We start from the raw sequence: 25446 nt of genomic DNA on the forward strand, positions 1-25446 counted from the left end.
CTCCGGGAATTCGCCATGAGCATCTCCAATCGGCCGCTCCGCGGCGATCGTCGTCGAGAAGTGGTCCTGTCGGGCGCGGCGCTCGTCGACGTCCGCCCGTGGAGCGAGGCGCGCTCGGTGCTCGCCGTCGCGAGCCCCGCCGCCGCGGCGGGCCACGTGGATCTCGCCGCGTGGATCCGCGCGCACCGGCCGCGCGTCGACGCGCTGCTCCTGGAGCACCGGGCGCTGCTCTTCCGCGGCTTCGGCGTCGACGCGCCAGAGCGCTTCGCCGAGGTCGTGGCCGCGGCGTCGGACGGCGATCCGCTCGACGCGCCCGGCGACGAGTCGACGCCCCGGGCCGAGGCGGGCGCGAAGCGCGTCTACGCCTCGACGTTCTACCCGCAGCACCAGACGATCGACATGCACAACGAGGGGGCTTACTGCTTCACGTGGCCGCGGAAGATCTTCTTTTGCTGTATCACCGCGCCCGGGGGGCGCGGCGAGACGCCCATCTGCGATGTCCGCCGCGTGCTCGCGCGGATCCCGCTGGAGATCCAGGCTCGCTTCGAGGCGAGGGGCGTGCGGTACGTGCGCAATTACAACGCGGGTGTCGGGCTGACCTGGCAACAGGCGTTCTATACGGACGACCGGGCCAAGGTCGAGGCGTACTGCAAGGCGCACGCGATCGAGGTCGAGTGGCTCGACGGCGAGCGGCTGCGCACCGTCGCGGTCCGCCCGGCGGTGCAGCGCCACCCGATCACCGGAGAGCGGCTCTGGTTCAACCACGCGGCGTTCTTCCACCTCGCCGCGCGCGAGGTGGACGTGCGGCAGGCGCTCGTGTCGACCTACGGAGAGGACGGGCTGCCCTTCCAGACGTTCTATGGAGACGGCTCACCGATCGATCCGGCGGACGTGCGGACGATCCTGGACGCCTACGACGCGGAGAGGATCCTGTTCCCGTGGGCGCGCGGCGACGTGCTCCTGCTCGACAACATGACCGTCGCGCACGGCCGCGAGCCGTTCGACGGCGCCCGCCGCGTGGTCGTCGCGCTCTCGGAGCCGCAGTCCGTGTCGTGAGCCGCGCGCGGCGCGCACATCCAGGACCGCCGCGCGCCGCGGACACGGGGAGACTTCGTGCTGAGCACCATGGACCGGGGATACGATGGATAGGCAAATTCAGACACCGGTGCCCGACGAGCAGGTCATTCGCGGCTTTCGGCTCTCGCCGCAGCAGAGGCGGCTCTCGTCCGCGCGGACGGCGCCGGAGGCGCGCTTCGTCTTCGTGGTCGACGGGATCTCCGGGGAGGGCGGCGCCGCCGCGGTGATCGCGGATCTCGCCGGCCGGCACGAGATCCTCCGGACGCGGTTCGCGTGCCTCGCGGGCATGGCGCACCCGCTGCAGGTCGTGCTCGAGGCGGCGCCGGCGCCCGTCGTCGTCGCGCCGCTCGCCGACGGCGAGACCGAGCCCGCGCTTGTCGCGCGCACGAAGGCCGCGCTCCCGCCGCCCCCCGCCGGCGGCCCGGAGACCACGTGGGCGATCGCGCGCGCGGGCGTCGCTCGGTGGGTCATCGGCCTGCGGACGTCGGCCCTGTGCGCCGACCGCGAGACCGCGGGGCACCTGGCGACCGAGCTCTGCGCCCTGGCAGCCACGCGCGCCGGGCACACCCGCGACGAGCTCGATCCCGCCGTGCAGCACGCCGATTACGCCGACTGGGTGGCCGAGCTCGCGGCGTCCGACGAGGCCGTCCCCGGGATCGCGCACTGGCAGCGGCATCGGTCGGTCGAGGCGTCGGTCGTGCCCGGCCTGGAGGAGCCCCCGTCCGAGGGGGCGCTCGACCGGTCCTTCGAGGTCGACGCCGCGACGCTCGCCGCCCTGGAGCGGGCCTCCGCCGAGCGCGGCGCGTCGCTCGAAGCCCTGCTGCTCGCCGCCGTCGCCGCGACGGTGGACCGTCACACCGGCCGCGGCGAGGTGCGCCTCGACGTGCTGCTCGGCGGCCGCGAGCTCGCCGACCTGGCGGGCGCGGTCGGCCCGTTCGCGCAGCTCGCGCCCTTCGCGGCGCCCGTGGGCGCCGGCGCGACCTTCGCCGCGCTCGCGGCGGACGTCCACGCGCGCCTCCGGGAGCACGCCCAGTGGCAGGCGTGCCTGGGGGCGCGCGAGGGCGAGGAGACCGCGGAGGGGCAGGGGACCGCGGGCGTCGCGTTCCGCTTCGAGCGCGCCCCGGCGCCGGCCGAGCGCGCGGGCGTCACGGCCCGCGTCGCGGCGTGCGAGGTGGACGAGCCCGCGGCCGGCATCCGCGTCGGCTTCACGTGGTCGCCCGAGGCGCCGCGGCTCGCGTGCGCGCTGCGCTTCGCGGGGGCGCGGTACGGCGGCGCGTTCGCCGACCTGTTCGCGGAGCGGCTCGCGACGCTGATCGCGTCGGCGAGCAGGGGGCCGGATCGCCCCGTGGCGCGGCTCGATCTCGTCGGGCCCGCCGAGCTCCGGCGGCTCCTCGCGCTGGGGGACGGCGGGGGCGATCCCGCGGCCGCCGGGCGCACCGTCGTCGACGAGATCCTGGAGCGGGCGGCCGAGCGCCCGGAGCGCGTCGCGGTGACGGCCGGCGGCGCGAGCCTCACCTACCGCGCGCTCGAGGCCCGCACCCGCGCCGTCGCCTCGGCGCTCGCGGCGCGCGGGGTCGGCCCGGAGTCACGCGTCGTGGTCCTGATCGAGCGCTCGATCGATCTGATCGTCGGCATCCTGGGCGTGCTGCGCGCCGGCGCGGCGTACGTCCCCGTCGACCCGAGCTACCCCGAGGCGCGCCGGCGCTTCCTCCTCGAGCAGGCGACCACGCAGGTCGTGGTCGCGCACGCGGCGACCGCGGATCGCGCCCCGGCGGCCGACCTGCTCCTCGTCGACGCGGCCCTCGACGCGGCGCCCGCGGCGTTGCCGGGGCCCGCGCCCGGCTCGCTCGCGTACGTGATCTACACCTCGGGCTCCACGGGCGAGCCGAAGGGCGTCGAGGTGACGCACGCGAACCTCCACGCCTCGATGCGCGCCCGCTGCGCGCTGTTCGGCGAGCCGACCGAGCGCTGCCTGCTGCTCTACTCGTTCGCGTTCGACAGCTCGGTCGCGCCCATCTTCAACACGCTGTGCGAGGGCGGCACGCTCGTGATCGCCGAGGAGGGCGCGCAGCGCGACGCCGCCGCGATCGCGCGGCTCATCCGCGAGCACCGGATCACCGTCACCTACTGCAACCCGAACCTGTGGGGCGCGCTGCTCGACGCCGTCCCGCAGGCCGAGCTCGCGCTCCACAGGTTCGCGATCGTCGCGGGCGAGGCCTGCGTGCCGGCCCTCGTGCGCAAGCACATCGAGCGCCTCCCGGGGACGCGGCTGCTGAACGAGTACGGCCCGACCGAGGCCACCGTGTGGTGCACGGCGCGCGCGTGCCTGCCCGAGGACGCCGCGGCCGCCCGCGTCCCGATCGGCCGCCCCGCGGAGAGCGCCCGGATCTACGTGCTCGACCGCGACCTCCGGCCGGCGCCGCTCGGCGCCGCGGGCGAGATCTACGTCGGCGGGCTCGGCGTCGCGCGGTGCTACGCGCGCCGCCCGGATCTCACCGCGGAGCGCTTCTGCCCCGATCCGTTCGCGGGAGCGCCGGGCGCGCGGATGTACCGCACCGGGGACCGGGCGCGCTTCCGGGCGGACGGCGCGCTCGAGTTCATGGGGCGCGTCGACGACCAGGTGAAGGTGCGCGGCTACCGCGTCGAGCCCGCCGAGATCGAGGCGGTGATCGGGGGCTCCCCGGCGGTGCGCGAGGCCGTGGTCGTCGCGCGCGACGACGGCGACGGCGCCCGGCTCTACGCCTACCTCGCCGTGGACCCGGGGGGCCCCTCGGACGACGACCTGCGCGCGCGGATCGCGGCCAGCCTGCCCTCGTACATGGTGCCGTCGGCGTTCGTGCGGCTCGATCGCCTGCCGCGCACGGTGAACGGCAAGGTCGATCGCGGCGCCCTGCCGGCGCCGGTCGCGCCCGCGGCCCCGGCCAGCGTCGCGCCGCGGACCGAGACCGAGCGGGCGCTCGCGGAGATCTGGTCGCTCGTCCTCCGGGCCGAGCGCGTCGGCGTCGACGACAACTTCTTCACCCTCGGCGGCGACTCCATCCGGAGCATCCGGGTGCAGGCCCAGGCGGCCCGGCGCGGGCTCCACTTCACGCCGGCGCAGCTCTTCGATCACCCGACGGTGCGCTCCCTCGCCGCGTGGCTCGACGCCCACGGCCGCGGCGCCGCCGGCGGCCTTGCGCCCCTCGCGCCGTTCGCGCAGCTCCAGGACGCCGACCGGGCGCGCCTGCCGGCCGACGCCGAGGACGCCTTCCCGCTCACCGAGCTCCAGCTGGGCGTGCTCGCGCACAGCCTGGGCGAGCCGGGTTCGGTCTTTTACCACGACGTCGCGAGCTACCACCTGCGGGCGCCGTTCGACGAGGCCGCCTTCCGCCGCGCGCTCGGCGAGCTCGCGCGGCGCCACCCGGCGCTCCGGTCGACCGTGGATCTCACCGGCTTCAGCGAGCCGCTGCAGATCGTGCGCGCCGGGGCCGAGATCCCCGTCGAGCTGCACGACTGGACCGGCCTGACCGAGGCCGCGCAGGCCGCCGCCCTCGCGGAGCACCTCGAGCGGGCGCGCGCGGGCGGGTTCGACCTGCAGCGCGGCCCGTTCCTCCGGATCTCGGTCCATCGCCGCGGGCCGGGCAGCTTCCAGTTCACCCGGGCGCAGCACCACGTGCTGCTCGACGGCTGGAGCTCGGCCCAGATGGTCACCGAGCTCTTCCAGCTGTACGCGCGGGAGCTCGGGATGGAGGTCCCGGCGCTCCCGCCGCCCCCGCGCGTCGGGCAGCGCGAGTGCGCCGCCCTCGAGCGGCAGGCGCTCGCGTCGGAGGCGGCGCGGGATCACTGGCGGCGGGCGCTCGAGGGCGCCGCGCTCGCGCCGGTCGCCGCCGCGCCGGCCCCGACTGGCGGCCGGCCGCAGGAGGCGCCGGTCCGCAACGTGCGCGAGCGGGTCGCGGCGCCGGTCCACGCGGGCCTCGCGGCGCTCGCCGCCGAGCTCGGGGTCCCGCTCAAGACCCTGCTCCTGACCGCCCACCTCCGCGTGCTCGCCTACCTGTGCGGCCGCCGGGACGTGGTCACCGGGCTCGTGGTCAACTGCCGCCCCGAGTCCGAGGACGGCGATCGCGCCGTCGGGATGTTCCTCAACACGGTCCCGTTCCGGGTCGCGCTGGGGCGCGGGAGCTTTCGCGATCTCGTCCGGCAGGTCCACGAGGCCGAGCGGGCGATGGACGCGCACCGCCGGTACCCGCTCGCGCGGCTCGTCCGGGAGAACGGCGGCGAGCCGCTCTTCGACGTCCTCTTCAACTTCGCCCATTTCCACGCCTACGACGCGGCGCTCTCGATCCCGGGGCTCACGGTCCTCGACGAGCACGACGTCGGCGAGACGCCCCTCGCGCTCTCGGTCGCGTGCAGCCTCAGCCCGGCGGACGGCGGCCTGTCCATCCTGTTCAGCGGCAACGCGTCGCTCTTCTCGGACGAGGACATGCAGCTCGTCGCGGGCGCGACCCGGCGCGTCCTCGACGCCATGGCGCGCGCGCCGGAGGGCGCCCACGCCGAGCTCGATCTGCTCACCGCCGAGCAGCGCGCGCTGGCCCTCTCGAACGGCGCGGTCCGCGTCGAGTGGCCGGGGCCGATGCGGATCGAGGCCCTCGTCGAGGCGCAGGCGCGGAGGGCGCCGGAGGCCGTCGCGGTGTGGGCCGGCGACGAGCGCGTCACCTACGCCGGCCTGTGGGCCCGCGCCTCCGCCGTCGCGGCCGAGCTCGCGCGCCGCGGGATCGGCCGCGACGGCCACGTCGGGATCTGCATGGACCGGTCGGTCGACACGGTCGTGTGCGTCCTCGGCGTGCTGATCGCCGGCGCGGCGTTCGTGCCGCTCGACCCCGAGTACCCCGCCGAGCGGCTCGCCTACGTGATCCGCGACTCGGCCTCGTCGGTCGTCCTGGTCGACCGCCGCGGCGCCGAGAAGGTCGCGGGCACCGGGGTCGAGGCCGTCGTCGCCGCGGACTTCGCGCGCGATCCGCGCCGCCCCGCGCCGCCCCGCGCGGCGCCGGATCGGCGCTCGCCGGACGACGCGGCGTACATCATCTACACCTCCGGCTCGACCGGGCAGCCGAAGGGCGTCGTCGTGCCGCACCGGCAGCTCTGCAACAACCTGCTCTGGCGGCAGCGGCGCTTCCCCCTGGCCGAGGGGCACCGGTTCCTGCACCGGACCTCGCTGAGCTTCGACATCTCGCTCTGGGAGCTGTTCGCGCCGCTCGTCGCCGGCGCGACGATGGTCATCGCCCCCCCGGGCGTGCAGCGCGACGCGATGGCGCTCGCGCGCCTCATCGTCGCCGCGGAGGTCACCGAGCTGTGGTTCATGCCGCAGCTCCTCGATCACTTCCTCGCGGAGCCCGACGCGCGCCGCTGCGCGGCGACGCTCCGGCGCGTCTTCGCGGGCGGCGAGGCGCTGGCGCGGAGCACGCGGGACCGGTGCTTCGCCGTGCTCCCGTCCACCGAGCTCGTGCACACCTACGGCCCGACCGAGACCACCATCGACGTGACCCAGTGGCCGTGCGCCCGCGCGTCGGACGTGGTCCCGATCGGCCGCCCGATCGGGAACGCGTCCTGCTACGTGGTCGACGAGGATCTCCGCCTGATCCGGCCCGGCGCGATCGGCGAGCTCTGCATCGGCGGCGTCGCGGTGGCCCGCGGGTACTGGAACCGGCCCGGGCTGACCGCCGAACGGTTCGTGCCCGACCCGTTCTCCTCCACGCCGGGCGCGCGGATGTACCGGAGCGGCGACGACGTCCGCCTCTTGCCGGACGGGCAGATCGAGTTCGTCGGCCGCCGCGACGGGCAGGTCAAGGTGCGCGGCTACCGCATCGAGATCCAGGAGGTCGAGGCGGCGCTCCTCGCGGCCCCGGGCGTCCGCGGCGCCGCGTGCGCGGTCCGGCGGGACGCGGCCGCGGGCGGGGCGCACCTCGTGGCGTACGTGGTCCTCGACCCCGGCGCGACCGCGGCGTCGGTGGCGGCCGCGCTCGCCGCGCGCCTGCCCGAGCACATGGTGCCGGGCGAGCTCGTGGCGCTCGACGCGATCCCGCGCATGCCGAGCGGCAAGGTCGACCGCGCCGCGCTGCCCGCGCCCGCGGCGGCCGCCGCCGAGATCGCGCCGGCCGAGCCCGAGGACCCGGTGGCGCGCGATCTCGTGGCGATCTGGCGCGGCGTGCTCGGCCGGCCCGCGATCGACCCGCGCGCCGACTTCTTCCAGCTCGGCGGCGACTCGCTCTCGGCGATGCGGATGATGCTCCGCGTGCGCGCCCGGTTCGGCGTCGCGCTGGAGGCCTCGGCGCTCTACGCGCGGCCCACGATCGACGGCCTAGCCGCCGCGATCCGCGCGCGGCGCCCGTCGGAGGCGACCGCGCTGGTGCTGCTCGAGGACGGCCCCGCGGACGCCGCGCCGCTCTTCTTGGTCCACGCCGCGGGCGGCGGCGTGGACATGTACCGCGAGCTCGCCTTCCGCCTCGGCGGCCGGCGGCGCGTGTACGCGCTGCGCGCGCCGGGGCTCTCCGCCGAGGCCGCGCCCACCGCCGCGCCCACCGTCGAGGCGATCGTCGCGCCGTACCGCGCCCTGATCGAGCAGGTCTGCCCGAGCGCGCGGCTGCTGCTCGGCGGCTGGTCGCTCGGCGGCGTGCTGGCCTTCGAGCTCGCGCGCCAGCTCGCCCATGCCGGGCGCGACGTCCCGCTCGTCGCCTTGATCGACAGCCGGCCGCCCGGCGTCGCGCCGCCCCTCGACGAGGGGGCGCTCGTCGCCGGGTTCGCGGCCGACCTCGGGCTCGTCGGCGGGTTCGCCGCCGACCTCGGGCCCGTCGGCGGGTTCGCCGCCGACCTCGGGATCGGCCCGACGCTGTTCGCGGACCTCGCCGCGACCGAGCCGTCCGGTCGGCTCGGCCTCGTGCTTGCGCGCGCGAGGTCGAGCGCGCTCCTGCCCGAGGACGTGCCGGACGAGCAGATCCAGCGGATGTACGCGGTGTACGCGGCCCACGTCCGCGCGGCGTCGGCCTACGAGGGCGCGCGCTTCCCGGGCGCGCTCCTCCTGCTGCGCGCGACCGCGACCCTCGCCGACCCCGCCGAGGCGGCGCGCCGGTGGCGCGCCCTCGCCGGGGCCGTCGAGGTCCGCGACGTCGAGGCCGACCACGCGAGCGTCCTGCGCGCGCCCGCCGTCGCCGCGGTCGCGCGCGCCATCGAGGCGCGACTGCACGACACAGGGCTCAATCCATCCCCCAGCGCGCCCGTGCCCGGGCCAGGCGTGGAGCATTCATGAGAAGCGACGAAGTCCATCTGAGGCCCAATGCCATCGCCGAGCCGCTCTTCAACCAGTGGTATGCGTGGATCTACCTGATCCCGCCGCCGAGCGCGGCGATGTTCCTCGCGAACAGCCACGTGAAGCTCATGCAGTCCTTCGCGGAGGACCCGCAGATCCACGTCGCCGCGCTCACCAACCCCGCGCTCGCCGGCGGCCCGTTCATCGGCCACGGCGCCGAGGCGGCGGGGGCCGTCCGCGCGCTCGCCGACCGCACGGTCCGCGAGCGCGCCCGGCTCCTCTCGCTCGCGGACGCCATTCACGAGCTCGACCGGCTCGTGGCGGAGCGGGGCGACGGCATGTCGCTCGAGCCGCTCTACGCGCAGATCCCCGCGCCGCTGCGGGGGATGGTCGAGCTGACCTACGACGTGAACGACCAGCCGGCGGTGCGCTACTTCGAGCCGCTCTTCTACGACAGCGAGTATTACGAGCCGGCCGCGCAGAGCTTCGCCATCTCCCTCGCGGCGAGCGACGTCCGCGGCTACGGGCTCAGCACGCCGCGGCTCCCGCGCCCCGGCGTGCTCATGCTCGACGTGCCGTTCGCGTCGGAGCACCTCGACGCGCTCTTCCGCATGCGCCACACCCCGGGATCGTACGGCGAGATCCGCGAGCGGCTCGGGGTGAGCGCCGGCGACGAGCCGCTCTTCCGCAGCTTCTTCTCGGCCGAGCCGCCGCCGCGCCGGCCGGACTACCGGTCTTCCGAGCCGCGGCTCACGTATTACGGCCACGCGTGCGTGCTGATGGAGAGCGCGTCGACGAGCGTCCTGTTCGATCCGATCATCGCCTACCAGCACGGCGGCCCCGGCGAGCGCCTCACGCACGACGATCTGCCCGAGCGGATCGATTACGTCGTGCTGACGCACAACCACCAGGACCATTGCCTGCTCGAGACGCTGATCGATCTGCGCCACAAGATTGGCACCATCGTCGTCCCGCGGAGCAAGGGCGATTGCCGCGTCGACCCGTCCTTGCGCCTCGCGCTCGAGCGGATCGGCTTTCCGCGCGTGCTGGAGCTCGGGCCGATGGAGTCCTTGTCGATCCCGGGCGGCCGGATCACGGCGCTTCCGTTCCTCGGCGAGCACGCCGACCTGGACATCCGGACGAAGGCCGGCTTCGCGGTCGCGATGGACGGCCGCACCGCGCTGTTCCTCGCGGACTCGAACAACCTGGATCCCAAGCTGTACGACCGGATCCACGACCGGATCGGCGACGCCGACGTCCTCTTCATCGGCATGGAGTGCGACGGCGCGCAGATGAGCTGGCTCTATGGCCCGCTGCTCACGAAGCCGCTCCTGCGGAAGCACGACAAGTCGCGCCGGTTCACGGGCTCGGATTTCGAGCGCGGCTGGCCGATCGTCGAGCGGTTCCGGCCGAAGCAGGTTTACGTCTATGCGATGGGGCAGGAGCCCTGGATGGGGCATATCATGGTGATGCAGTACACGCCGGAGTCGCGCCCCATCGTCGAGTCGGACAAGCTCGTCGCGCGGTGTCGCGAGGCGGGGATCACCGCCGAGAGGCTCTATGGCTGCAAGCGGATCAGCGTGGGCCGCGGGGGAGGGGAGCCGTGATCGTGGCGACGGATGAGGCCGCCTCGCTGCCGCCGCCTGCGGTCGGCGCGGGCACGGGGATGAGGTATCGCCAGCTCGGGAGGAGCGGCCTTCGGGTCTCCGAGATCGGGCTCGGCTCGTGGCTCACGTACGGCTGGCACGTCGAGAGGGAGCGCGCCGTCCCGTGCATCCGCCGCGCGTTCGAGCTCGGGATCAACTTCCTCGACACGGCGAACGTGTACGGCCGCGGCGCTTGTGAGAGCTTCCTGGGCGAGGCGCTCCGCGGGGTCCCGCGCGACAGCTACGTCATCGCGACGAAGGTCTTCTTCGCCATGAGCGACACGGATCGCGGGCTGTCTGCGGCGCAGATCCACAAGCAGATCGACGCGTCGTTGCGGCGGCTCCGGACGGACTACGTGGATCTGTATCAATGTCACCGCTTCGACCCCGACACGCCGCTCGAGGAGACGATGACCGCGCTCACGGAGGTGGTGAGGCAGGGCAAGGCCCGGTACATCGGCTTCAGCGAGTGGACGCCCGCGCAGATCCGCGCCGCGGCGGCGATCCCGAACGTCGTGCGGTTCGTGTCGAGCCAGCCGCAGTACTCGATGCTGTGGCGCGCGCCGGAGGCCGAGGTCATCCCGCTGTGCGAGGAGCTCGGGATCGGGCAGATCGTGTGGTCGCCGCTCTCGCAGGGCGTGCTCACGGGGAAGTACCTGCCGGGCAAGCCGCTGCCGCCCGAGTCACGGGGGGCGACGAGCGTCGGCGGCACGTCTCCGGCGGGCTCGTTCCTGTACCGTCGTTTCCTGGAGCCGCGGGTCCTCGAGATCGTGCAGCGGCTCCGGCCGCTGGCCGCGGAGGCCGGCCTGACGCTCGCGCAGCTCGCGATCGCGTGGATCCTCCGCCAGCCGGGCGTCGCCTCGGCGATCATCGGCGCGACGCGGGTCGAGCAGATCGAGGAGAACGCGCGCGCCGCGGGCGTGACGCTCGATCCGTCGCTGGTGCGCGCCGTCGAAGACGTGCTGTCATCGCTGCACGCCGGTTCCTGAGCGCCTTCGCGCTGACGTTCGCGAGCGCGCCTTCGCGCTGACCTTCCCGAGCCCACCTTCGCTGCCCCCGCGCGCGGACGCCGCCAGGCTCCGGTCTCCGCACCCCTTCGCTCCGTTGGAAAGCTGCGCGCCGCGCGCCGCCGTCGGCCCCGGCCTTGACATGCCCTCGCGCGCATATTAAACGATTGTTTGAAACGGTTGATCGTTGGGAGTCTGCCGGAGAGCCGCGGCTCCTGGTTCGGCCGTGCAGAGCGGAGGTGTGCGATGACGTGGTGCAAGACCGTGCGCAGCGCGCGGGGCGCGGCGGCGCTCGTGCTCGGGGTGATGGGAGTGACCGGCTGCGGGGACGACGAGCGAGCACCCTCGCCGTCGGGGTCGGAGGTGACGTGGTATCGGGACATCCAGCCGCTCGTGGAGCGCTCGTGCGCCTCCTGCCACGACGGCGCGGGCGTCGGCGGGGTGGCGCTGACGGACGCCGCGACGGCGCAGCGGCTTGCGAAGCTCATGGCCCTCCGCGTGAGCGACGGGGACATGCCGCCGCCGGTGCTGGATCCGAGCTGCCGCAGCTACGAGGGCGCGGAGCGGATGAGCCTCACCGTCGAGGAGCGCTCCCGCTTCGAAGCGTGGGCGCGCGACGGCGCGCCGCTCGGCGATCCGGCCGATGCGCCCCCGCCGCAGCGCGCGAAGGACACCATCGAGGAGCCCGACGCCACGCTCGAGATGCCCGAGGCGCACGACGTCACGCTCGACGACGACGGCAACGAGTATTTCTGCGCGATCATCGACAACCCCTTCACGGAGCCGGCCTGGATCACGGCGTTCGAGGCGATGGTCGGCGATCCCGCGGTGGTGCACCACATGGCCGTGTATCGGGATCTCGCGGGCGACGCGGGCGTCGGATACGGCGTCCCGCCGGGGACGCGCGCTTTCCCGTGCCGCGATCCGGTCATCGAGCTCGACTGGCAGCTCCTCCACAGCTGGGCGCCCGGCGTCGGGGTGACGCGGCTGCCGGAGGGCGCCGGGGTCCGCGTCGAGCCGGGCGAGCAGCTCGTCCTGCAGATGCATTATTTCGGGCGCCGGGGCACGAGCGCCCGCGATCGATCGGGATACCGATTGGAGCTCTCGCGCGAGCCGCCCCGCGCCGAGGTCACCATGGATGTCTTCGGCCCGGTGCCCTTCACGATCCCCGCCGGCGCCGAGGGGCACACCGAGCGGAGCAGCACGCAGAACGAGGGCCCGCCGCGGCTCGTCTACGGCCTGTTGCCGCACATGCACCTGCTCGGCCGCTCGTACCGGGCCTGGGTCGAGCGCGACGGCGGTGAGGAGGAGTGCGCGGCGCGCGGCGAGTTCGAGTTCCACCACCAGGCGCTCTACATGTTCGACGAGCCGCTGCGCTGGGGGACGGGAGATCGGTTCGTGGCCGAGTGCACCTGGGACAACGCGGCCGAGAGCGAGGGGCAGTTCCAGCTCCCGCCGCAGGACGTGCCCTGGGGGGAAGGGACGAATCAGGAGATGTGCTTCATGGTCGCGTATCTGTCGGACGAGTGATCTCCGGGCGCCGCGCTGACGTGCTCGAGGGCGACCGCTGGTCGTGCGCGCCGCTGCGCGCGGGGAGTCGGCGCGGGCCGCGGGCCGTCATGTCGCGCCGAGATCGAGCCGCATGGCGCAGCGCTGCGCCGGGTCGAGGCCTTGACGCGCCTCGTTCTTCAGGATCGCCGCGAGCCGCGCCGGCGTCTCGGCGGGCGACAGCTCGCGAAAGCCCATGGTGGCGTAGAACGGCCCATTCCAGGGGACGGTCCGGAACGTGGTCAAGGTGATCGCCTGGAGCTTCGCGCTCCGCGCCCACGCGATGACGTGACCGAGCAGGCGCCGGCCGAGCCCCTGGCCCTGGCGTTCGAGCGCCACGTCGAGCTCGCGGATGTGAAGCTCGTCGCCGATCGCCTCGGCGCCCAGGAACGCGATGGGCGCGCCGGCGCCATCGTCGACGACCCAGAGCGTCCCTGCCCGGAGCGCATCCCGCCAGCCGTCCGCCGGCGTGACGCTCGCGAGGGCGTCGAGGTTGAGGTCCGTCCCCCGGAACGCCTCGCTGGCCGAGCGCTCGATCTCGGGGAAGCGAGGGAGATCGGACTCGATGGCTGGTCGCACGAACGCTGATGTCATGGCGTGGCGATGGCTGGAGCGTAGCCTGATCGGCCTGCCTGAGATACCCGATCGGCGCGGCCTGGCCGGCATCGCTTGCGATCAGCGGCGCCCGCTCCGCCCTGACGTCGCGCGCGGGGTTCCGCGATGCCGAACGAGCCCGGGCCGATGCCCGCGAGCGCGGGGTAGGAACCCTCGCCACGGCCCCGCCGCGCTCAAGCTGCCTACGTGATGACGCCGAGGACATAATTGCGGCCTGGATTACCGTTGACGCCGCCTTTCGATTGGGAGAACCATCCGAGCCGGGGGGAGGCATGGGGCACGGACGGAGGGTGATGGCGCGCGCGCTCGCGGTGTGCGGCTCTTTGTGTACGCTCGTCGCCGCTCCAACCTCGGTGGCCGCTTTCGAGCTCAGCGGCGGCGTGAGCGTGGGCGGGATCCAGATCGGGACCGGTCCCAGGCTGGCGCTGAGTCCTTTCGTCGGCTTGCTCTGGCGCCAGGAGAAAGAGCTCCTGCTCGAAGTCCACAACATGTTCAGCGTCGTTCCAGGGGCGCGCGTGGGGGCCTGCGATCGAACCGCAGTCACGCTCGTGCACGCCTGGAGGACCGGCAATGTCAGTCTGGGTCCTTCCTTGTCGATTTATTCGATGCCGGTATGTGGAGCCACGGTCTGCAACCGGGTGGTGGGGGTAGCTTCGGGCGGCCACGCCCAGGCCGACTTGTACTTCTCCGAGCGTTTTGGGGCGTCCGTGAGCGCCAATGTGGATTGGGCTGGCGGGAGCAGCCGTGTGCTTCACGGCGATCTGATGGCGATGGTTACCGCCGGGCCTGTTTGGAGATTTGGGGATGTCACGAAGACTGTAATAAGAATGACCGTACTCAGACCTGTCGCAAAAAGTGCAACGACGAATACGCCTCGTGTCTTAGGGAATGCGGTCGAGGCTGCTAGGAGGGCCAATGCTTGAGCTCGTTACGGTATTTACGCCCGCAGATGGGAGCCCGCCTCGAACCATCACCCTCCGGATCTGCGACGTGCGCCCTGATCCAGATGGCTTCACGTGGTCCGTCGCCGTTGACGTGCTTGGGTTCAAGTATGATGATAGTGTGCGCCTGAAACAAGTGGACTGGGCGGCCGCAATTGAGCATGCCGGGCGGTTCATCAAGCGGATGGTGACGGACAAGGTGGAGCTTGCGGGCGGAGGAACGCTGGAACCGCCCATTCTTCCTCCGGAATCATGAGCCTTGGCTGAGCGACCCCATGGATATGCACATGTCTCCAAGAGTTCTGATACGCACGCTCCAGATGGCCCTTGGGGGGTCGGACGTCGTCTGCGACATCGTCGTTCGTATCGCGTTGCCAGAGCGCGATCCCGTCACGGGCGGGGATTTCCGGGTGCTCGTTGAGATCGGGGGATTCGATGAACTGTACTCTCGCCATGTACATGGCGTCGACGAGCTCCAGGCGTTCCTCGCGGGGTGCTGGCTCGTGCCGCAAATCCTGAATGCCCTTGCCCCACCTGGCGCCAGGTTGACATGGCTCGGGGAGGACGACCTCGGGTTCGGGGCATCTCCTGCAGCGGCCATCCCGGCTTGACGCTGACGTCGCTGGTGCTCGGGCCACTCACTCGCCCCCCGCTCGCCCCGCCCCCCGCTCACCCGATCCCCACGCGCTCCTCCGGCAGCCGATAGCTCCGCGCCCTCGCCTGGTTCGCCAGCGCCAGCGCCAAGGTCAGCGGCCCGATGCGCCCGATGAACATCGCCACCGTGATGATCAGCTTCCCCGGCGCGCTCAGCGAAGGCGTGATGTTCGCCGACAGCCCGGCCGTGGCGAACGCGCTGACCGCCTCCAGCGCGAGGCCCATCGGGTCGTGCGGCTCCAGGACGAGCAGGACCAAGAGGAGCCCCGCGACGAGCACCACGCTGAGGAACGCGACCCCCAGGGCCCGGCGCACGGTGGCCGCCGGCAGCGTCCGCCCGAGCAGGCGCGGCGCCTCCTCGCCGCGCAGCTCGGCGCGCAGCGTCGCGAGCAGCGCGGCGAACGTCGTGAGCTTGACCCCGCCCGCGGTCGAGCCCGGACCGCCGCCGATGAACATCAGGATGCACGCGAGCATCCAGGTCGCCGGGCCCATGAGGCTGTAGTCGACCGTGTTCAGGCCCGCCGACCGCGTCATCGCCGACTGGAAGATGCTCGCCATCACCTTCACCGGCCACGACAGGCCGGCCATCGACCGGCGCCCCTCGAGCAGCAGGTAACCCACCGCCCCGACCACGAGCAGCGCCGCCGTCGCGAGCAGCACGACCCGGCTGTGCAACGACAGCCGCGGAGGCCGCTCGCCGCGGAGCCGCAGCCGGATCCGGCTCAGGAGCTCGTCGTGCACCGGAAAGCCCAGGCTGCCCAGGATCACCAGCGCCGCCACCACCGCGGAGACCGCAGGCGAGCCGACCAGCGGGACCAGCCCCCCGCCGAACAGCGAGAAGCCCGCGTTGCAGAACGCGCTGACCGAATGGAACACGGCCGCCCAGAGGTGATCGCCGGCGCCCGAGAGCGGCTCGCCGGGGACCGGCCCGGAGGCGATCTGGTGGTGGGGCAGGAAGCTGAACAGCAACGCGAGCGCGCCCACCGCCTCGATGACGAGCGTGAACAGGACGATCGCGGCGACGTTGCGGCGGAGCCGGGCGAACGAATCGGCGTCGATCATCTCGGCCATCACCGCCGCGTCGCGGAGCCGGAGCCGCCTGCCGGCCACGATGGCGAAGAACGTCGACAGGACCATGATCCCGAGCCCGCCGACCTGGACCAGGAGGAGCAGGACCGCCTGGCCGAACGGCGTGTACGTCGCGGCGACGTTGTGCACGGCGAGCCCGGTCACGCACACCGCGCTCGCGGACATGAACAGCCCGTCGATGAACGAGGCGTGCGCGATGTCCCGGAGCGACTGCGGCAAGGTGAGCAGGAAGCTGCCGAGCAGCGTGGCGACCGCGAACGACATCATCATGAGCCGGGCCGGGTGCTCCGCGGCCGCGGCGAGGAGCCGCTCGAGCGGCCGGCGCCCGAGGAGGCCCCCGAGCGCCACGAGGAACGCGAGCACCGTGTACGTGCGGTAGAGCGCGACGCCCCGGTGCCCCGGAGCCTCGACCGGCTGCCCGAGCACGAGGAGCCACTTCTCGCCGAGGCACGCGAGCAGCAGGACGAACGCGAGCAGGAACAGCGCGAGCCGGGGCCTGCGGGCCTCGACCCTGGCGCCGGCGAGCGCCTTGCGCAGGCGCTCCAGCGAGACCACGGCCGCGACCCACGCGGGCACGAGCAGCGTCTCCAGCGCGGTCAGCGCGGCCGACGCCCGCGGCGTGATCGCCAGGGCGAGGTCGACCCCGAGGAGGGCGGCGCTGCCGACCAGCAGGGGCGTCGGCCGCGTCCACGCGGCCTGCTTCCGGGGCGCGATCGAGACGGCGCCCGTCGCGGCGACCCCCGGCGCGGGCTGCGCGAGCATCGAGGTGACCGTCGGCCGCTGCGGGGCAGGGGCGCCGGACGGCGCGGCGCGCGGCGCGCTCGGTCGCGACGACGGGCTCGGCGATGGATCCACGCGCCGCATTCACGCCGCCGCGACCGGCGGTGTCAAGCCGCCGTCCAGGGCGGTCCACGCGCCCGCGACGGCGGCGCGCCCCGTCAGGAGGGGCGCGGCAGCTCGACCCGGAACACCGAGCCGGCGCCGGGCTCGCTCTCGACGAGGAGGCGGCCGCCGTGCGCCTCGACGATGCGCTTCGCCACGGCGAGCCCGAGGCCCGTCCCCGGGATCGCGCCCGCCGACGCCTTGAGGCGCCGGAACGGCTCGAAGAGCTGCGGCAGATCGGTCGGATGGATCCCGACCCCCCGGTCGCGGACGGCGATCTCGGCGCGGCCCTCGCCGCCGCGGACCGTCACGTCGACCTGGCCGCCGGCGGGAGAGTACTTGACCGCGTTCGAGAGGAGGTTGTTCAGCACCTGCTCGATCCGGGTCGCGTCGCAGCGGACGGGCACCGGCGCCTCGGGCAGCGAGAGCTCGATCGGGTGCTCCGGCGAGACCGGGCGGTAGAGCTCCACCGCCTCCTGCGCGAGCTCGCGCAGGTCGCGCTCCTCGGCCTTGAGCTCGAGCTTGCACGCCTCGATCTGCGACGCGTCGAGGAGATCCCCGACCATGCGCTCGAGGCGATCGACCTGCCGCCCGACGAGCGCCATGGTCCGCTGGACGCGCGGATCCGGCGGGGGGCCGTCGAGGCTCAGGAAGCTCACGGACAGCCGGAGCGCCGAGAGAGGGTTCCTGAGATCGTGCGCCACGCCGCCGAGGAACGCGAGCTGCGCCTGCCGCTGGCGCTCGAGCGACTCCGCCGTGCTGTTGAAGGCCCGCGCGATGTCGTCGAGCTCGCGCGGCCCGACGAGCGGCGCGCGCGCGGCGCGATCCCCGGCGCCGTAGCGGCCGATGGCCTCCTGGATCGCGACGATGGGGCCGTAGACGAGCCGCCGCGCGCTGAGGAGGACCAGGGACGCGCCGGCCATGAAGAAGAGGACGGCCGCGACGCCGGCGGAGGTCGCGCGCTGGCCCAGGCGTGCGACGAGCGCCTTCGACGCGCTGGCCTGCTCGAGGTTGATCGCGACCAGGCGATCGAGGGCCCTGAAGGCGTCGTCGAAGGCGAGCGCGTCCACGGCGGGCGCCGCCGCGGCCGGCGAGGGGGAAGGGCTCTCGGCGTCGGCGGCGCGGCGCTGGGCGAGGTACGCGTCGACGCGCCGCTGCGCGTCCTCGAGGACGCTGCCCTCTTCTGGGCTGCTCACGTAGCGGTGCGCCTGCGCGAGGCCGTCCCTCAGCTCGCGCTCCCACGCATGGTCGTCGGCGATCACCCCGAGGCTGCCGAGCCCGGCCCTGCGGCTGATCTGGTGCGCATCGAGGAAGAGGTCGACCTGCAGCCGGTCCGCCAGGCGGACGCTCTCGCTCGCGTCGCCGAGGATCTGGGTGGCCTGTTGCATGGTCGTCGAGGCGACCAAGAGCGCGGCGACGACGGCGATCGCCGTGCCCGTGAGGAGACATGTCGCGACCGCGAGGAGCGTGCTCAGGCTCAGCTGCCTCGGCTGGCGGAGCTCCTCTGGGCGCTGCGTCGCAGTGGATGCCATGAACCCGCTTGATCCGGTTTCGCGCCCGAGGCAAATCCGGCGCGCTCCAGCGGCCGCCCGCCCGCTGGCGCCCCGGCGGCCTCGGTGCACAGGTCGCCCGGGATCGGGGCGCTCCCCCGCGGGGGTGCGGGTGCTCCTCGATCACGCCCGGCTGCCGGCGCTCCCGAGGAGCCAGGTCGTGCTGAACAACGTCTCCATCTCCTGGAGCGCCGAGGTTCCGGCCCGCGCCGCCTCGCCCGAGGTGGGCATCAGCAGCTCGTGACCCTCCGCGGCCGGTCGAGAAGTCGACCTGGCTGACATCGCCCCTCCGACCGCACTGCCGGGCCGAGATCGCGGTCGATGGAGAAATCGCGATCGCTCAAGAAATGGTGTTGCAATGGTGGATCAAATCTCATATTGAGATCATCATGGGAGATCACGTCTGCGTGTTGCTCCTGCATTGCGGGAGCCTCGCGCTGACCGTGGGCTCTCATGGACGCTGCGCCATGCCGCATCGCGTGGGGTCGGGTCTGCAGCGCCCGCGGCGACGGGAGCCGCGGGGCCTCACTGCCTGATCTTCGCGGCCCGGCCCGTACCGGCCGGGCCGAGATCGCGGCCGATGGAGAAATCGCGATCACTTAAGAAATGGTGTTGCAATAGTTGGCCGAGTCCCCTATTTAGACCACCATGGGAGATCACGTTCGCGTGTCGCTCCTGCATTGCGGGCGCATCACGCTGGCCGTGGTCTCTCATGGGAACTGAATCTTCTTTGGAGGGGTACGAACCATGGAACAGCACGTACGATTCGCTCTATCCGCCGTGCTCGCGGCTGCGTCGCTGGGCGTGGCAGGGGCAGCCCATGCAGACGTGACCGTCACGGGGGATGTGTCGCCCGGAAACCCGAGTGATCCGTGGGATCTGGGGTCGAGCACGCTCCTCGTGGGCGGCGCGAGCAACCCCTGGGAGCCCACCTACAATAGAGGGGAAGTGATCGTCGCGAACGGCGGGCGGCTGAACAGCGCGAACGCGTTGATAGGAAATGGTCTCACCGGCAAAGTTCAGGTCATCGGGTACGGCTCGAAGTGGACCAACAGCGGATCCATCCAGATCTGCCTCCGCGGCACTCTTTCTCATGGGGAGCTCTTCGTCCGGGACGGCGCCGAGGTGCTCACCGATGACCTCGTGGTGGGTGAGCGCTCCTCCGAGAACTATGGTGTCCTGCTCGTCGAAGGGTATGACGCCACCGTGACGAGCCGAGCGAACACATACGTCGGCCTCAGGGCGAAAGGTCGCGTCGAGCTCAAGAAAGGGGGGGCCTTCTTCTCGAACAATGTCTACATCGGCGGCGGCAGCGGCGCGTCGGGCTGCACGAGCTGCAATGGCCACGTCACCGTGACCGGCTCCGCGACGAGGTGGGTGAGCACGGGAGAATTCGCCGTGGGCGTGAACAGCCCGGGCACGCTGGACATCGACCGGGCCCAGGTCTTCACGAACAATGCCAGGATCGGTCACAGGGATATTCTCATGAGGAGCAAGGTCAGCGTGCGCGGTTGGGGTGGTACGTGGACCAACCAGGGGCTCCTTCGCGTGGGGGCGGCGAGTGGATATGGCGAGCTCACCGTCGGGGCGTACGGGACCCTCGTGACGGAAGATACAGAGATCCATTCCGAGCTCGGCGGGGGCTTCATCAGGGTGAACGACGTCTATGCGTCATGGCTCAACAGCGGCGACGTCACCATCTTCGCCAGGGGCAACGCGTCTCCGTCGCTCCTGGTCGACAAGGACGCTTTCGTGAGCATCGGCGGCCTCCTCCGAGCCGCGCCGGTGGTCAGCACCTATCCCTACGTGGGGCCCTCGGTGCGCCTCGCGGACGGCGACCTCGTCGCGGGCGCCATGGAGGTCGAGGAGGGCGACTTCGACTTCGCCGGCGGGCGCCTCGCGATCAGCAACTTCGTGGGCGATCTCGACAACTTGCAAGCCGGCGAGCTCGCGGTCGGGGAGGAGCACGCTTCGACGACCATCGTCGGCAGCTACAGCCAGGGGCCGGGGTCCACCCTGCGCATCACCGTCGGGGGTTCGAGCCCGTCGCCGCTCCTCCAGGTGGACGGGGACCTCCTCCTCGACGGGGCGCTGGAGGTCGTGCCGGCCGACAGCTCCGTGTCGTTCCAGGCCGAGGACTCCATCGTGCTGCTCGGCTGGGGCGGCGACCTCGCGGGGGCGTTCGCTGCCGTGAGCATCGACCTGCCGCTCGCCCCGGGGCTCGCCTGGGACACCTCCGCCCTGTACACGACCGGCGAGATCACCGTCGTGCCCGCGATCTGATCTCGCCACGACGGGCGCGCGATAGCGGGCGCTCCCTCACGCCCCCTCCTCGCCGTCGCTCCCCCCGCCGAACCAGCGCTGCAGCGTCCGCCGGTCGACGCCGAGCAGCGCCGCCGCCCGCTGCTTCTTGCCACCCGCCCGCTTGAGGACGATCTGCGCGTACTCGCGCTGGAGCTCGTCGAGCGTCATCAGCCGGTCCGCCGCGGCCTCCAGGAAATCCGGCGCGCCTCGCCGGGAGCGCACGCACTCCGGGAGGTCGTCCGGGGAGATCCGCCCGCCGTCGCAGAGCGCCGCCGCCCGCTCGATCGCGTTCTCCAGCTCGCGGACGTTGCCGGGCCAGTCGTACGCGAGCAGGCGCTTCAGCGCCGCGCCCGAGAACCCCGCGATCGGCTTGCCCGCGTTGGCGGCCGCGCGCGCCAGGAAGTGCTCGGCCAGCGGCACGAGGTCGTCCGTCCGGTGCCTGAGCGGCGGGATCGCGATCTCGATCACCGCGAGCCGGTAGAAGAGATCCTCGCGAAAGGCGCGCTCGGCGACCGCCGCGCGCAGATCGCGGTTCGTCGCCGCGATGACGCGCACGTCGACCGGCTCCGACGACACCGAGCCGACCGGGCGGACCTCCCGCTCCTGGAGCGCGCGCAGGAGCTTCGCCTGGAGCGGCAGCGCGAGCTCGCTCACCTCGTCGAGGAAGAGCGTCCCGCCGTCGGCCTCCTGGAACATCCCGGGCCGATCGCTGCGCGCGTCCGTGTACGCGCCCTTGCGCACCCCGAAGAGCTCCGCCTCGATGAGCGCCTCGGGGATCGCCGCGCAGTTGACCGCCACGAACTTCCGCCCGCGGCGCCGGCTCTCGCCGTGGAGCGCGCGCGCCACGAGCTCCTTGCCGCTCCCGCTCGGGCCGCTCACGAGCACCGTCGCCGGGTTGTCCGCGACCCGCCGCACGAGCGCGATCACCTCCTCGATCGCCCGGCTGCGGCCGATCATGCCCGCGATCGAGAACCGGTGCGCCACCTCCGAGCGCAGCTCGGTCAGCTCGACCGTCATCGCGCGCTGCCCGAGCGCCCGCTCCATCCGCAGCGCCATGTCCGCCGGCTGGAACGGCTTCGGCAGGTAGTCGAACGCGCCGGCGCGCATGGCGCGGACCGCGGTGTCGATCGAGCCGAACGCCGTCATGGCGATGATCGCCGCCCGCGGGTCGAAGCGCGCGATCCGCTCGATGAGCTCGATCCCGTCCATCTCGGGCATGCGCACGTCGGTCACGACGAGATCGAACTCCCGCTCCTCGAGGAGCGGCAGCGCGAGCAGCGGCGCGGTCAAGGTCGTCGGCTCGTGGCCCATGTCGCGGGCGATGTCGGCCACGAGCTTCACCATCTCGAGCTCGTCGTCGACGACGAGCACCCTCGCGCGCGGGCTCACGCGCGGGCCTCCGCCGCGCCGCGCGCGACGAGCGGCGCGGCCGCGCCGCGCGGCAGGGTGACGCGGAAGCAGGCGCCGCCGCGGCCGGTGCGGACCAGCTCGACCGAGCCGCCCGCGTCGCGCACGATCCCCTCGACGATCGCCAGGCCGAGCCCGGTGCCGCCGCCGTCGCCTCGCGACGTGAAGAACGCCTCGAAGATGCGCGCGGCGACGCCCGGCGGGACGCCCGGGCCGCGATCCTCGACCTCGAACGACGCCTTGCGGGCGTCGGCCTGCGCGAGGCGCACCGCGATCTCGCCGCCGTTCGGCTGCGCCTGCGCCGCGTTCAGGCACAGGTTGAAGAGCACCTGGAACAGGTGGTCCGCGTCGAGCGCCACGTGGAGCGGCGCCTCGTCGTGGTCGATCCGCGTCGTGATCCCGCGCTGCCGGCACTCCGGCCCGAGGAACGCGAGCACCTCGCGCGCGACCTGGGCCACGTCGCTGCCGCGGCCGAGCGTCCGCGGCGGGCGGGCGATGGAGAGCAGCCGCGCCACCACGCGGGAGATGCGCTCGGACTGCGTGGCGATCGTCTCCAGCTCGCCGCGGGTCGCCTCGGGCCAGCCGGGCTGGTCGGCGAGGCGGCGCGCGCGCGCCAGGATGACGTTGAGGGGCGAGCCGATCTCGTGGCCGATCGAGGCGACCACCTGTCCGACGGCCGACAGCGCGTGCGCCTGCTGGAGCTTGCGCTCGACGGCGGCCCGGGCGGCCTGCTCCTGCTCCAGGTGGGCGCGCGCCTCGGCGAGCGAGGCGGTCATCGCGTTGAACGCCCGCGCGAGCCGCCGGAGCTCCTCGGCGCCCGCCTCGGGCACCGTCACCCCGAGCTCGCCGCGCGCCACCCGCTCGACGCCCGCCACGATCGCGCCGGCCGGCCGCCCGACCGTCGCCCGGCTCGCGAACGCGGCGATCAGCGCCGTGGCGGCGAGGAGCGCGGCCCCGGCGAGCGCCAGCCCGCGGTTCGAGCTGCGCGCGAACGCGTCCAGGTAGCGGAGCTCCCGGACGACCACGGCGACCACCGACAGCCCGCGCTGCGAGAACGTGACGGTGCGCACGAGCGCCGGCGCCCCGCCGAGCGTGCGCTCCTCCTCGATCTCGGCGCCCGTCGCGAGCGCCCTCCGCGCCAGCGCCGCGAGCTCCGCCGCCTCGCCGGCGATCGGATCGGTCACGAGGATCGGGCCCCCGGCCGCGTCGAACGCCGCGATCCCGAGGATGCGGTCGGCCTGCGCGAGCCGCTCGATGCGGTGCTTGAGCAGCTCGATCTGGCCCCGCTCGACGGCGCCGCCGATCGCCGCCTCGACCAGGCTCGCGTGGTGGCGCAGCTCGGCGGCCGCCTGGCTGCGGAGGAACTGGTGCCGCGTCGTGTGGATGACCGCCCCGTAGAGCGCGACGGCCAGGACGATCGGCACGAGGAGCATGAGCCACAGCTGGAGCGTCAGCCCCATGGTGGTCCGGCCCTCTCGGCTTCGCGCGTTCATGCGATCCATTGTCTCAGATGCGACACGATGTCGCACGTCACCGGTCCTCGCACGTGCCGTCGCGGCAGAGCTGGTCGGATCGGCAGTCGCGCGCGTCCCGGCACCGGAGCACGCAGCGCCCGTCGACGCACTCGTTCCCTGCGCCGCAGATCGAGCTGGAGAGGCACTCCACGCATGTCGCGCTGATGCAGTACCTGAGATCCTCGTCGCGGCGCCGGCACTCGGCATCTCTGGAACAGGGCGCGTTCTGCGGGTCCGGGGCGCATCCCGCGGCCAGCGGCGCGGCGATCGCGGCGATCGCGGCGAGGAGCGCGATGGGGCGGGGGAGCCGTGCGGAGCCTGTCTTCTTCGTCATGCGCCCCCGGGCAGCAACTCCCAAGCCACGCGGGCACGGATGCTGCTCCACCACGGGCAGGCTGCGCTCGCGCGAGGGTCGCGGCGCGCAAGGCGTGCAAGGAACACCCGCGCGGGCGCCCGCGCTCCATCCGTGGCCGCTCACGGGCCGCGGGGGCGCCGGCGCTCGCGCGGACACTCGATCTGGAAGACGACGTTGATCCCGGAAGTCCTCATCAAGCGAGCTTTCCCGGCGCTCCTCGGCGGGATGATCATGACGGCTGCGTACCAGCAGGCCTCCGGGATCTCGTACCTCGTCGAGGAAGCGTGGCTCTCCGGGCTGCCCGCGGCTCGGTCGGAGCCGCCGCCGCCGCCGCCCGTCCTGGAGCCCAGCGATCACGCGACCAGCGCGGCGGCGATCCTCGCGCGGAACCCGTTCGACTCGAGGACAGGGCCCCTCACGCCGAGGCCCGCGCACGAGGAGGCGGACGAGGACCCCGCAGCGTTCGGCGATCCGCTGCTGGATCCGACCTGCGAGGGCGCGCGCGTCCTGCTCATCGCCGCCTCGGAGGATCCCTCCTGGTCGTTCGCCACGATCGCGGTGGGGCGAGGGGAGCCGCTCCTCCGCCGGGCGGGAGATGCGGTCGAGGGCCGCTCGGTCCTCGCGATCGGCTGGGACCGCGTGTGGTTGGCCGAGCCGGGGGCGCGCTGCCAGGTCCGCATCGGCGACAACCGGCGCGCGCCGGCGGCGCCCGCGCCCCGCGCCGCGCCGAAGCCGCCGAAGCGCGGCGCGCTCCCGCCCGAGATCGCGTCGAAGATCCGGAAGGTGAGCGACACCGAGTTCATCGTCGACCGGACGGCGATCGATCTCGTCCTGGAGAAGCAAGGCGAGCTCATGCGCTCTGCGCGCATCGTCCCCGCCCGCGAGGGAGAGCGGGTGATCGGCGTCCGCCTCGCGCGCGTCGGGGCCGGCTCGCTCTTGACCGCGGTCGGCCTGCGCAAGGGGGACACCCTCCGGTCGATCAACGGCTTCGATCTGACCGACCCGCAGAGCGCCCTCCAGGCCTATGCCCGGCTGCGCTCGGCGGACAACCTCGCGATCGCCGTCCAGCGGGGCGGAAAGGACATGACGATCGACCTCCGGATCCAGTGAGCCTTCGCTTACAGGTCCGTGACCTCGACGTGATCCGACTCGGAGGCTCCCTCCGTGATGCGCAAGAGCCCGTCGAGCAGGTGGCCGAAGACGTCGTCGAGGCTGCCGCCGGACGGCGCGCCGAGCAGCGGCACCGAGTCGCCCCAGTCCTTGACGAGCATCGTCTCGCGCTCCTCCGGCGGCGGCCAGCGCAGGCTGAGGACCGCGCGGGTCCGGCCGCTGATCGCCAGCTCGTCGATCGGACGGCCCGCGAGCGCGGCCCGCGCCCGCCGGAGCTCCTCGTGGAGCTTTTGCGCCGGGAGCACCACCCGCTGCCCGCCGAGGGCCCCGGCCACGCCGTGGACCGCCGCGAACTCCGCGCTCGGACACCCGTCTTCGAGGTGGTGCTGGATGCTGTCCCGCATGAGGGCGTACACGATCCAGCGCTGCTCGATCCACCCCTTGGGTCCAGAGAAGGACAGGCTCATG

General features: G+C 73.3%; 17 protein-coding genes. 10 read left to right on the plus strand and 7 right to left on the minus strand.

Features of this window, described 5'->3' with window-relative positions:
* The first annotated feature begins 15 nt into the window (after nucleotides 1-15).
* The 5 genes from WMF20_RS19020 (at nucleotide 16) to WMF20_RS19040 (ending at nucleotide 12539) form a co-directional block, all read left to right on the plus strand.
* Nucleotides 16-1056: a TauD/TfdA family dioxygenase gene (locus tag WMF20_RS19020; protein ID WP_437615565.1), complete on the plus strand. Its 1041-nt coding sequence runs from the start codon at nucleotides 16-18 to the stop codon at nucleotides 1054-1056.
* A gap of 85 nt (nucleotides 1057-1141) precedes the next feature.
* Complete coding sequence (locus WMF20_RS19025) at nucleotides 1142-8356, plus strand: amino acid adenylation domain-containing protein (protein ID WP_437615567.1); 7215 nt, start codon at nucleotides 1142-1144, stop codon at nucleotides 8354-8356.
* Nucleotides 8353-9963, plus strand: a complete 1611-nt coding sequence (locus WMF20_RS19030; protein WP_437615569.1) for an MBL fold metallo-hydrolase — start codon at nucleotides 8353-8355, stop codon at nucleotides 9961-9963. Before WMF20_RS19025 ends, WMF20_RS19030 begins: the two co-directional genes overlap by 4 nt.
* Before the next feature lie 59 nt (nucleotides 9964-10022).
* Nucleotides 10023-10991 (plus strand): aldo/keto reductase family protein, encoded by a 969-nt coding sequence (locus WMF20_RS19035; protein WP_165374653.1) that lies wholly within the window; start codon nucleotides 10023-10025, stop codon nucleotides 10989-10991.
* A gap of 264 nt (nucleotides 10992-11255) precedes the next feature.
* Nucleotides 11256-12539, plus strand: a complete 1284-nt coding sequence (locus WMF20_RS19040) for a hypothetical protein (RefSeq protein ID WP_437615571.1) — start codon at nucleotides 11256-11258, stop codon at nucleotides 12537-12539.
* 87 nt (nucleotides 12540-12626) lie between these two features.
* Here WMF20_RS19040 and WMF20_RS19045 read toward each other — a convergent pair whose 3' ends face one another.
* A complete protein-coding gene (locus WMF20_RS19045; RefSeq protein ID WP_437615573.1) occupies nucleotides 12627-13136 on the minus strand; it encodes a GNAT family N-acetyltransferase in 510 nt (169 codons plus the stop codon).
* A 951-nt stretch (nucleotides 13137-14087) separates the two neighbouring features.
* Here WMF20_RS19045 and WMF20_RS19050 point away from each other — a divergent pair.
* Both WMF20_RS19050 and WMF20_RS19055 read left to right on the plus strand, forming a co-directional pair.
* Nucleotides 14088-14369, plus strand: a complete 282-nt coding sequence (locus tag WMF20_RS19050; protein WP_437615575.1) for a hypothetical protein — start codon at nucleotides 14088-14090, stop codon at nucleotides 14367-14369.
* 19 nt (nucleotides 14370-14388) lie between these two features.
* Nucleotides 14389-14724: a DUF6968 family protein gene (locus WMF20_RS19055; RefSeq protein WP_437615577.1), complete on the plus strand. Its 336-nt coding sequence runs from the start codon at nucleotides 14389-14391 to the stop codon at nucleotides 14722-14724.
* A gap of 58 nt (nucleotides 14725-14782) precedes the next feature.
* On the opposite strand, the gene WMF20_RS19060 is transcribed toward WMF20_RS19055, so the two are convergent.
* Together WMF20_RS19060 and WMF20_RS19065 are read right to left on the minus strand one after the other, a co-directional pair.
* Nucleotides 14783-16720: a TrkH family potassium uptake protein gene (locus tag WMF20_RS19060; RefSeq protein WP_437615579.1), complete on the minus strand. Its 1938-nt coding sequence runs from the start codon at nucleotides 16718-16720 to the stop codon at nucleotides 14783-14785.
* Nucleotides 16721-16794: 74 nt separating this feature from the next.
* Nucleotides 16795-18270: an ATP-binding protein gene (locus tag WMF20_RS19065; protein ID WP_437615581.1), complete on the minus strand. Its 1476-nt coding sequence runs from the start codon at nucleotides 18268-18270 to the stop codon at nucleotides 16795-16797.
* A gap of 130 nt (nucleotides 18271-18400) precedes the next feature.
* Here WMF20_RS19065 and WMF20_RS19070 point away from each other — a divergent pair, with 130 nt between their 5' ends.
* Both WMF20_RS19070 and WMF20_RS19075 read left to right on the plus strand, forming a co-directional pair.
* On the plus strand, nucleotides 18401-18532 hold the full coding sequence (locus WMF20_RS19070; RefSeq protein WP_437615583.1) for a hypothetical protein: 132 nt from the start codon (nucleotides 18401-18403) through the stop codon (nucleotides 18530-18532).
* A 503-nt stretch (nucleotides 18533-19035) separates the two neighbouring features.
* Nucleotides 19036-20571 carry a hypothetical protein gene (locus tag WMF20_RS19075; protein ID WP_437615585.1) on the plus strand — a complete coding sequence of 512 codons (1536 nt, stop codon included), beginning with the start codon at nucleotides 19036-19038 and terminating at the stop codon, nucleotides 20569-20571.
* Between the two features lie 36 nt (nucleotides 20572-20607).
* On the opposite strand, the gene WMF20_RS19080 is transcribed toward WMF20_RS19075, so the two are convergent.
* The 3 genes from WMF20_RS19080 to WMF20_RS19090 are packed head-to-tail and all read right to left on the minus strand — an operon-like array spanning nucleotide 20608 to nucleotide 23847.
* Nucleotides 20608-21981, minus strand: coding sequence for a sigma-54-dependent transcriptional regulator (locus WMF20_RS19080; RefSeq protein WP_437615587.1), 1374 nt, complete (start codon nucleotides 21979-21981; stop codon nucleotides 20608-20610).
* Nucleotides 21978-23492, minus strand: coding sequence for an ATP-binding protein (locus tag WMF20_RS19085; RefSeq protein WP_437615589.1), 1515 nt, complete (start codon nucleotides 23490-23492; stop codon nucleotides 21978-21980). Before WMF20_RS19085 ends, WMF20_RS19080 begins: the two co-directional genes overlap by 4 nt.
* 37 nt (nucleotides 23493-23529) lie before the next feature.
* Nucleotides 23530-23847, minus strand: a complete 318-nt coding sequence (locus WMF20_RS19090; protein WP_437615591.1) for a hypothetical protein — start codon at nucleotides 23845-23847, stop codon at nucleotides 23530-23532.
* A 195-nt stretch (nucleotides 23848-24042) separates the two neighbouring features.
* Between WMF20_RS19090 and gspC the strand changes: the two genes are divergently transcribed.
* Nucleotides 24043-24978 (plus strand): type II secretion system protein GspC, encoded by a 936-nt coding sequence (gene gspC / locus WMF20_RS19095; protein ID WP_437615593.1) that lies wholly within the window; start codon nucleotides 24043-24045, stop codon nucleotides 24976-24978.
* Between the two features lie 8 nt (nucleotides 24979-24986).
* Here the strand turns inward: gspC and WMF20_RS19100 are convergent, their stop codons facing one another.
* Nucleotides 24987-25445 (minus strand): hypothetical protein, encoded by a 459-nt coding sequence (locus WMF20_RS19100; RefSeq protein WP_437615595.1) that lies wholly within the window; start codon nucleotides 25443-25445, stop codon nucleotides 24987-24989.
* Between the last annotated feature and the right edge of the window lies 1 nt (nucleotide 25446).

It is taken from the genome of Sorangium sp. So ce834 (assembly GCF_051521425.1).
GTDB classification, from domain to species: domain Bacteria; phylum Myxococcota_A; class Polyangia; order Polyangiales; family Polyangiaceae; genus Sorangium; species Sorangium cellulosum_D.

Coding starts and splice junctions, on each gene's coding strand:
- WMF20_RS19020 (WP_437615565.1), top strand. CDS start 16: ATGAGCATCTCCAATCGGCCGCTCCGCGGCGATCGTCGTCGAGAAGTG.
- WMF20_RS19025 (WP_437615567.1), top strand. CDS start 1,142: ATGGATAGGCAAATTCAGACACCGGTGCCCGACGAGCAGGTCATTCGC.
- WMF20_RS19030 (WP_437615569.1), top strand. CDS start 8,353: ATGAGAAGCGACGAAGTCCATCTGAGGCCCAATGCCATCGCCGAGCCG.
- WMF20_RS19035 (WP_165374653.1), top strand. CDS start 10,023: ATGAGGTATCGCCAGCTCGGGAGGAGCGGCCTTCGGGTCTCCGAGATC.
- WMF20_RS19040 (WP_437615571.1), top strand. CDS start 11,256: ATGACGTGGTGCAAGACCGTGCGCAGCGCGCGGGGCGCGGCGGCGCTC.
- WMF20_RS19050 (WP_437615575.1), top strand. CDS start 14,088: ATGCTTGAGCTCGTTACGGTATTTACGCCCGCAGATGGGAGCCCGCCT.
- WMF20_RS19055 (WP_437615577.1), top strand. CDS start 14,389: ATGGATATGCACATGTCTCCAAGAGTTCTGATACGCACGCTCCAGATG.
- WMF20_RS19060 (WP_437615579.1), bottom strand. CDS start 16,720: ATGCGGCGCGTGGATCCATCGCCGAGCCCGTCGTCGCGACCGAGCGCG.
- WMF20_RS19065 (WP_437615581.1), bottom strand. CDS start 18,270: ATGGCATCCACTGCGACGCAGCGCCCAGAGGAGCTCCGCCAGCCGAGG.
- WMF20_RS19075 (WP_437615585.1), top strand. CDS start 19,036: ATGGAACAGCACGTACGATTCGCTCTATCCGCCGTGCTCGCGGCTGCG.
- WMF20_RS19085 (WP_437615589.1), bottom strand. CDS start 23,492: ATGAACGCGCGAAGCCGAGAGGGCCGGACCACCATGGGGCTGACGCTC.
- WMF20_RS19090 (WP_437615591.1), bottom strand. CDS start 23,847: ATGACGAAGAAGACAGGCTCCGCACGGCTCCCCCGCCCCATCGCGCTC.
- WMF20_RS19100 (WP_437615595.1), bottom strand. CDS start 25,445: ATGAGCCTGTCCTTCTCTGGACCCAAGGGGTGGATCGAGCAGCGCTGG.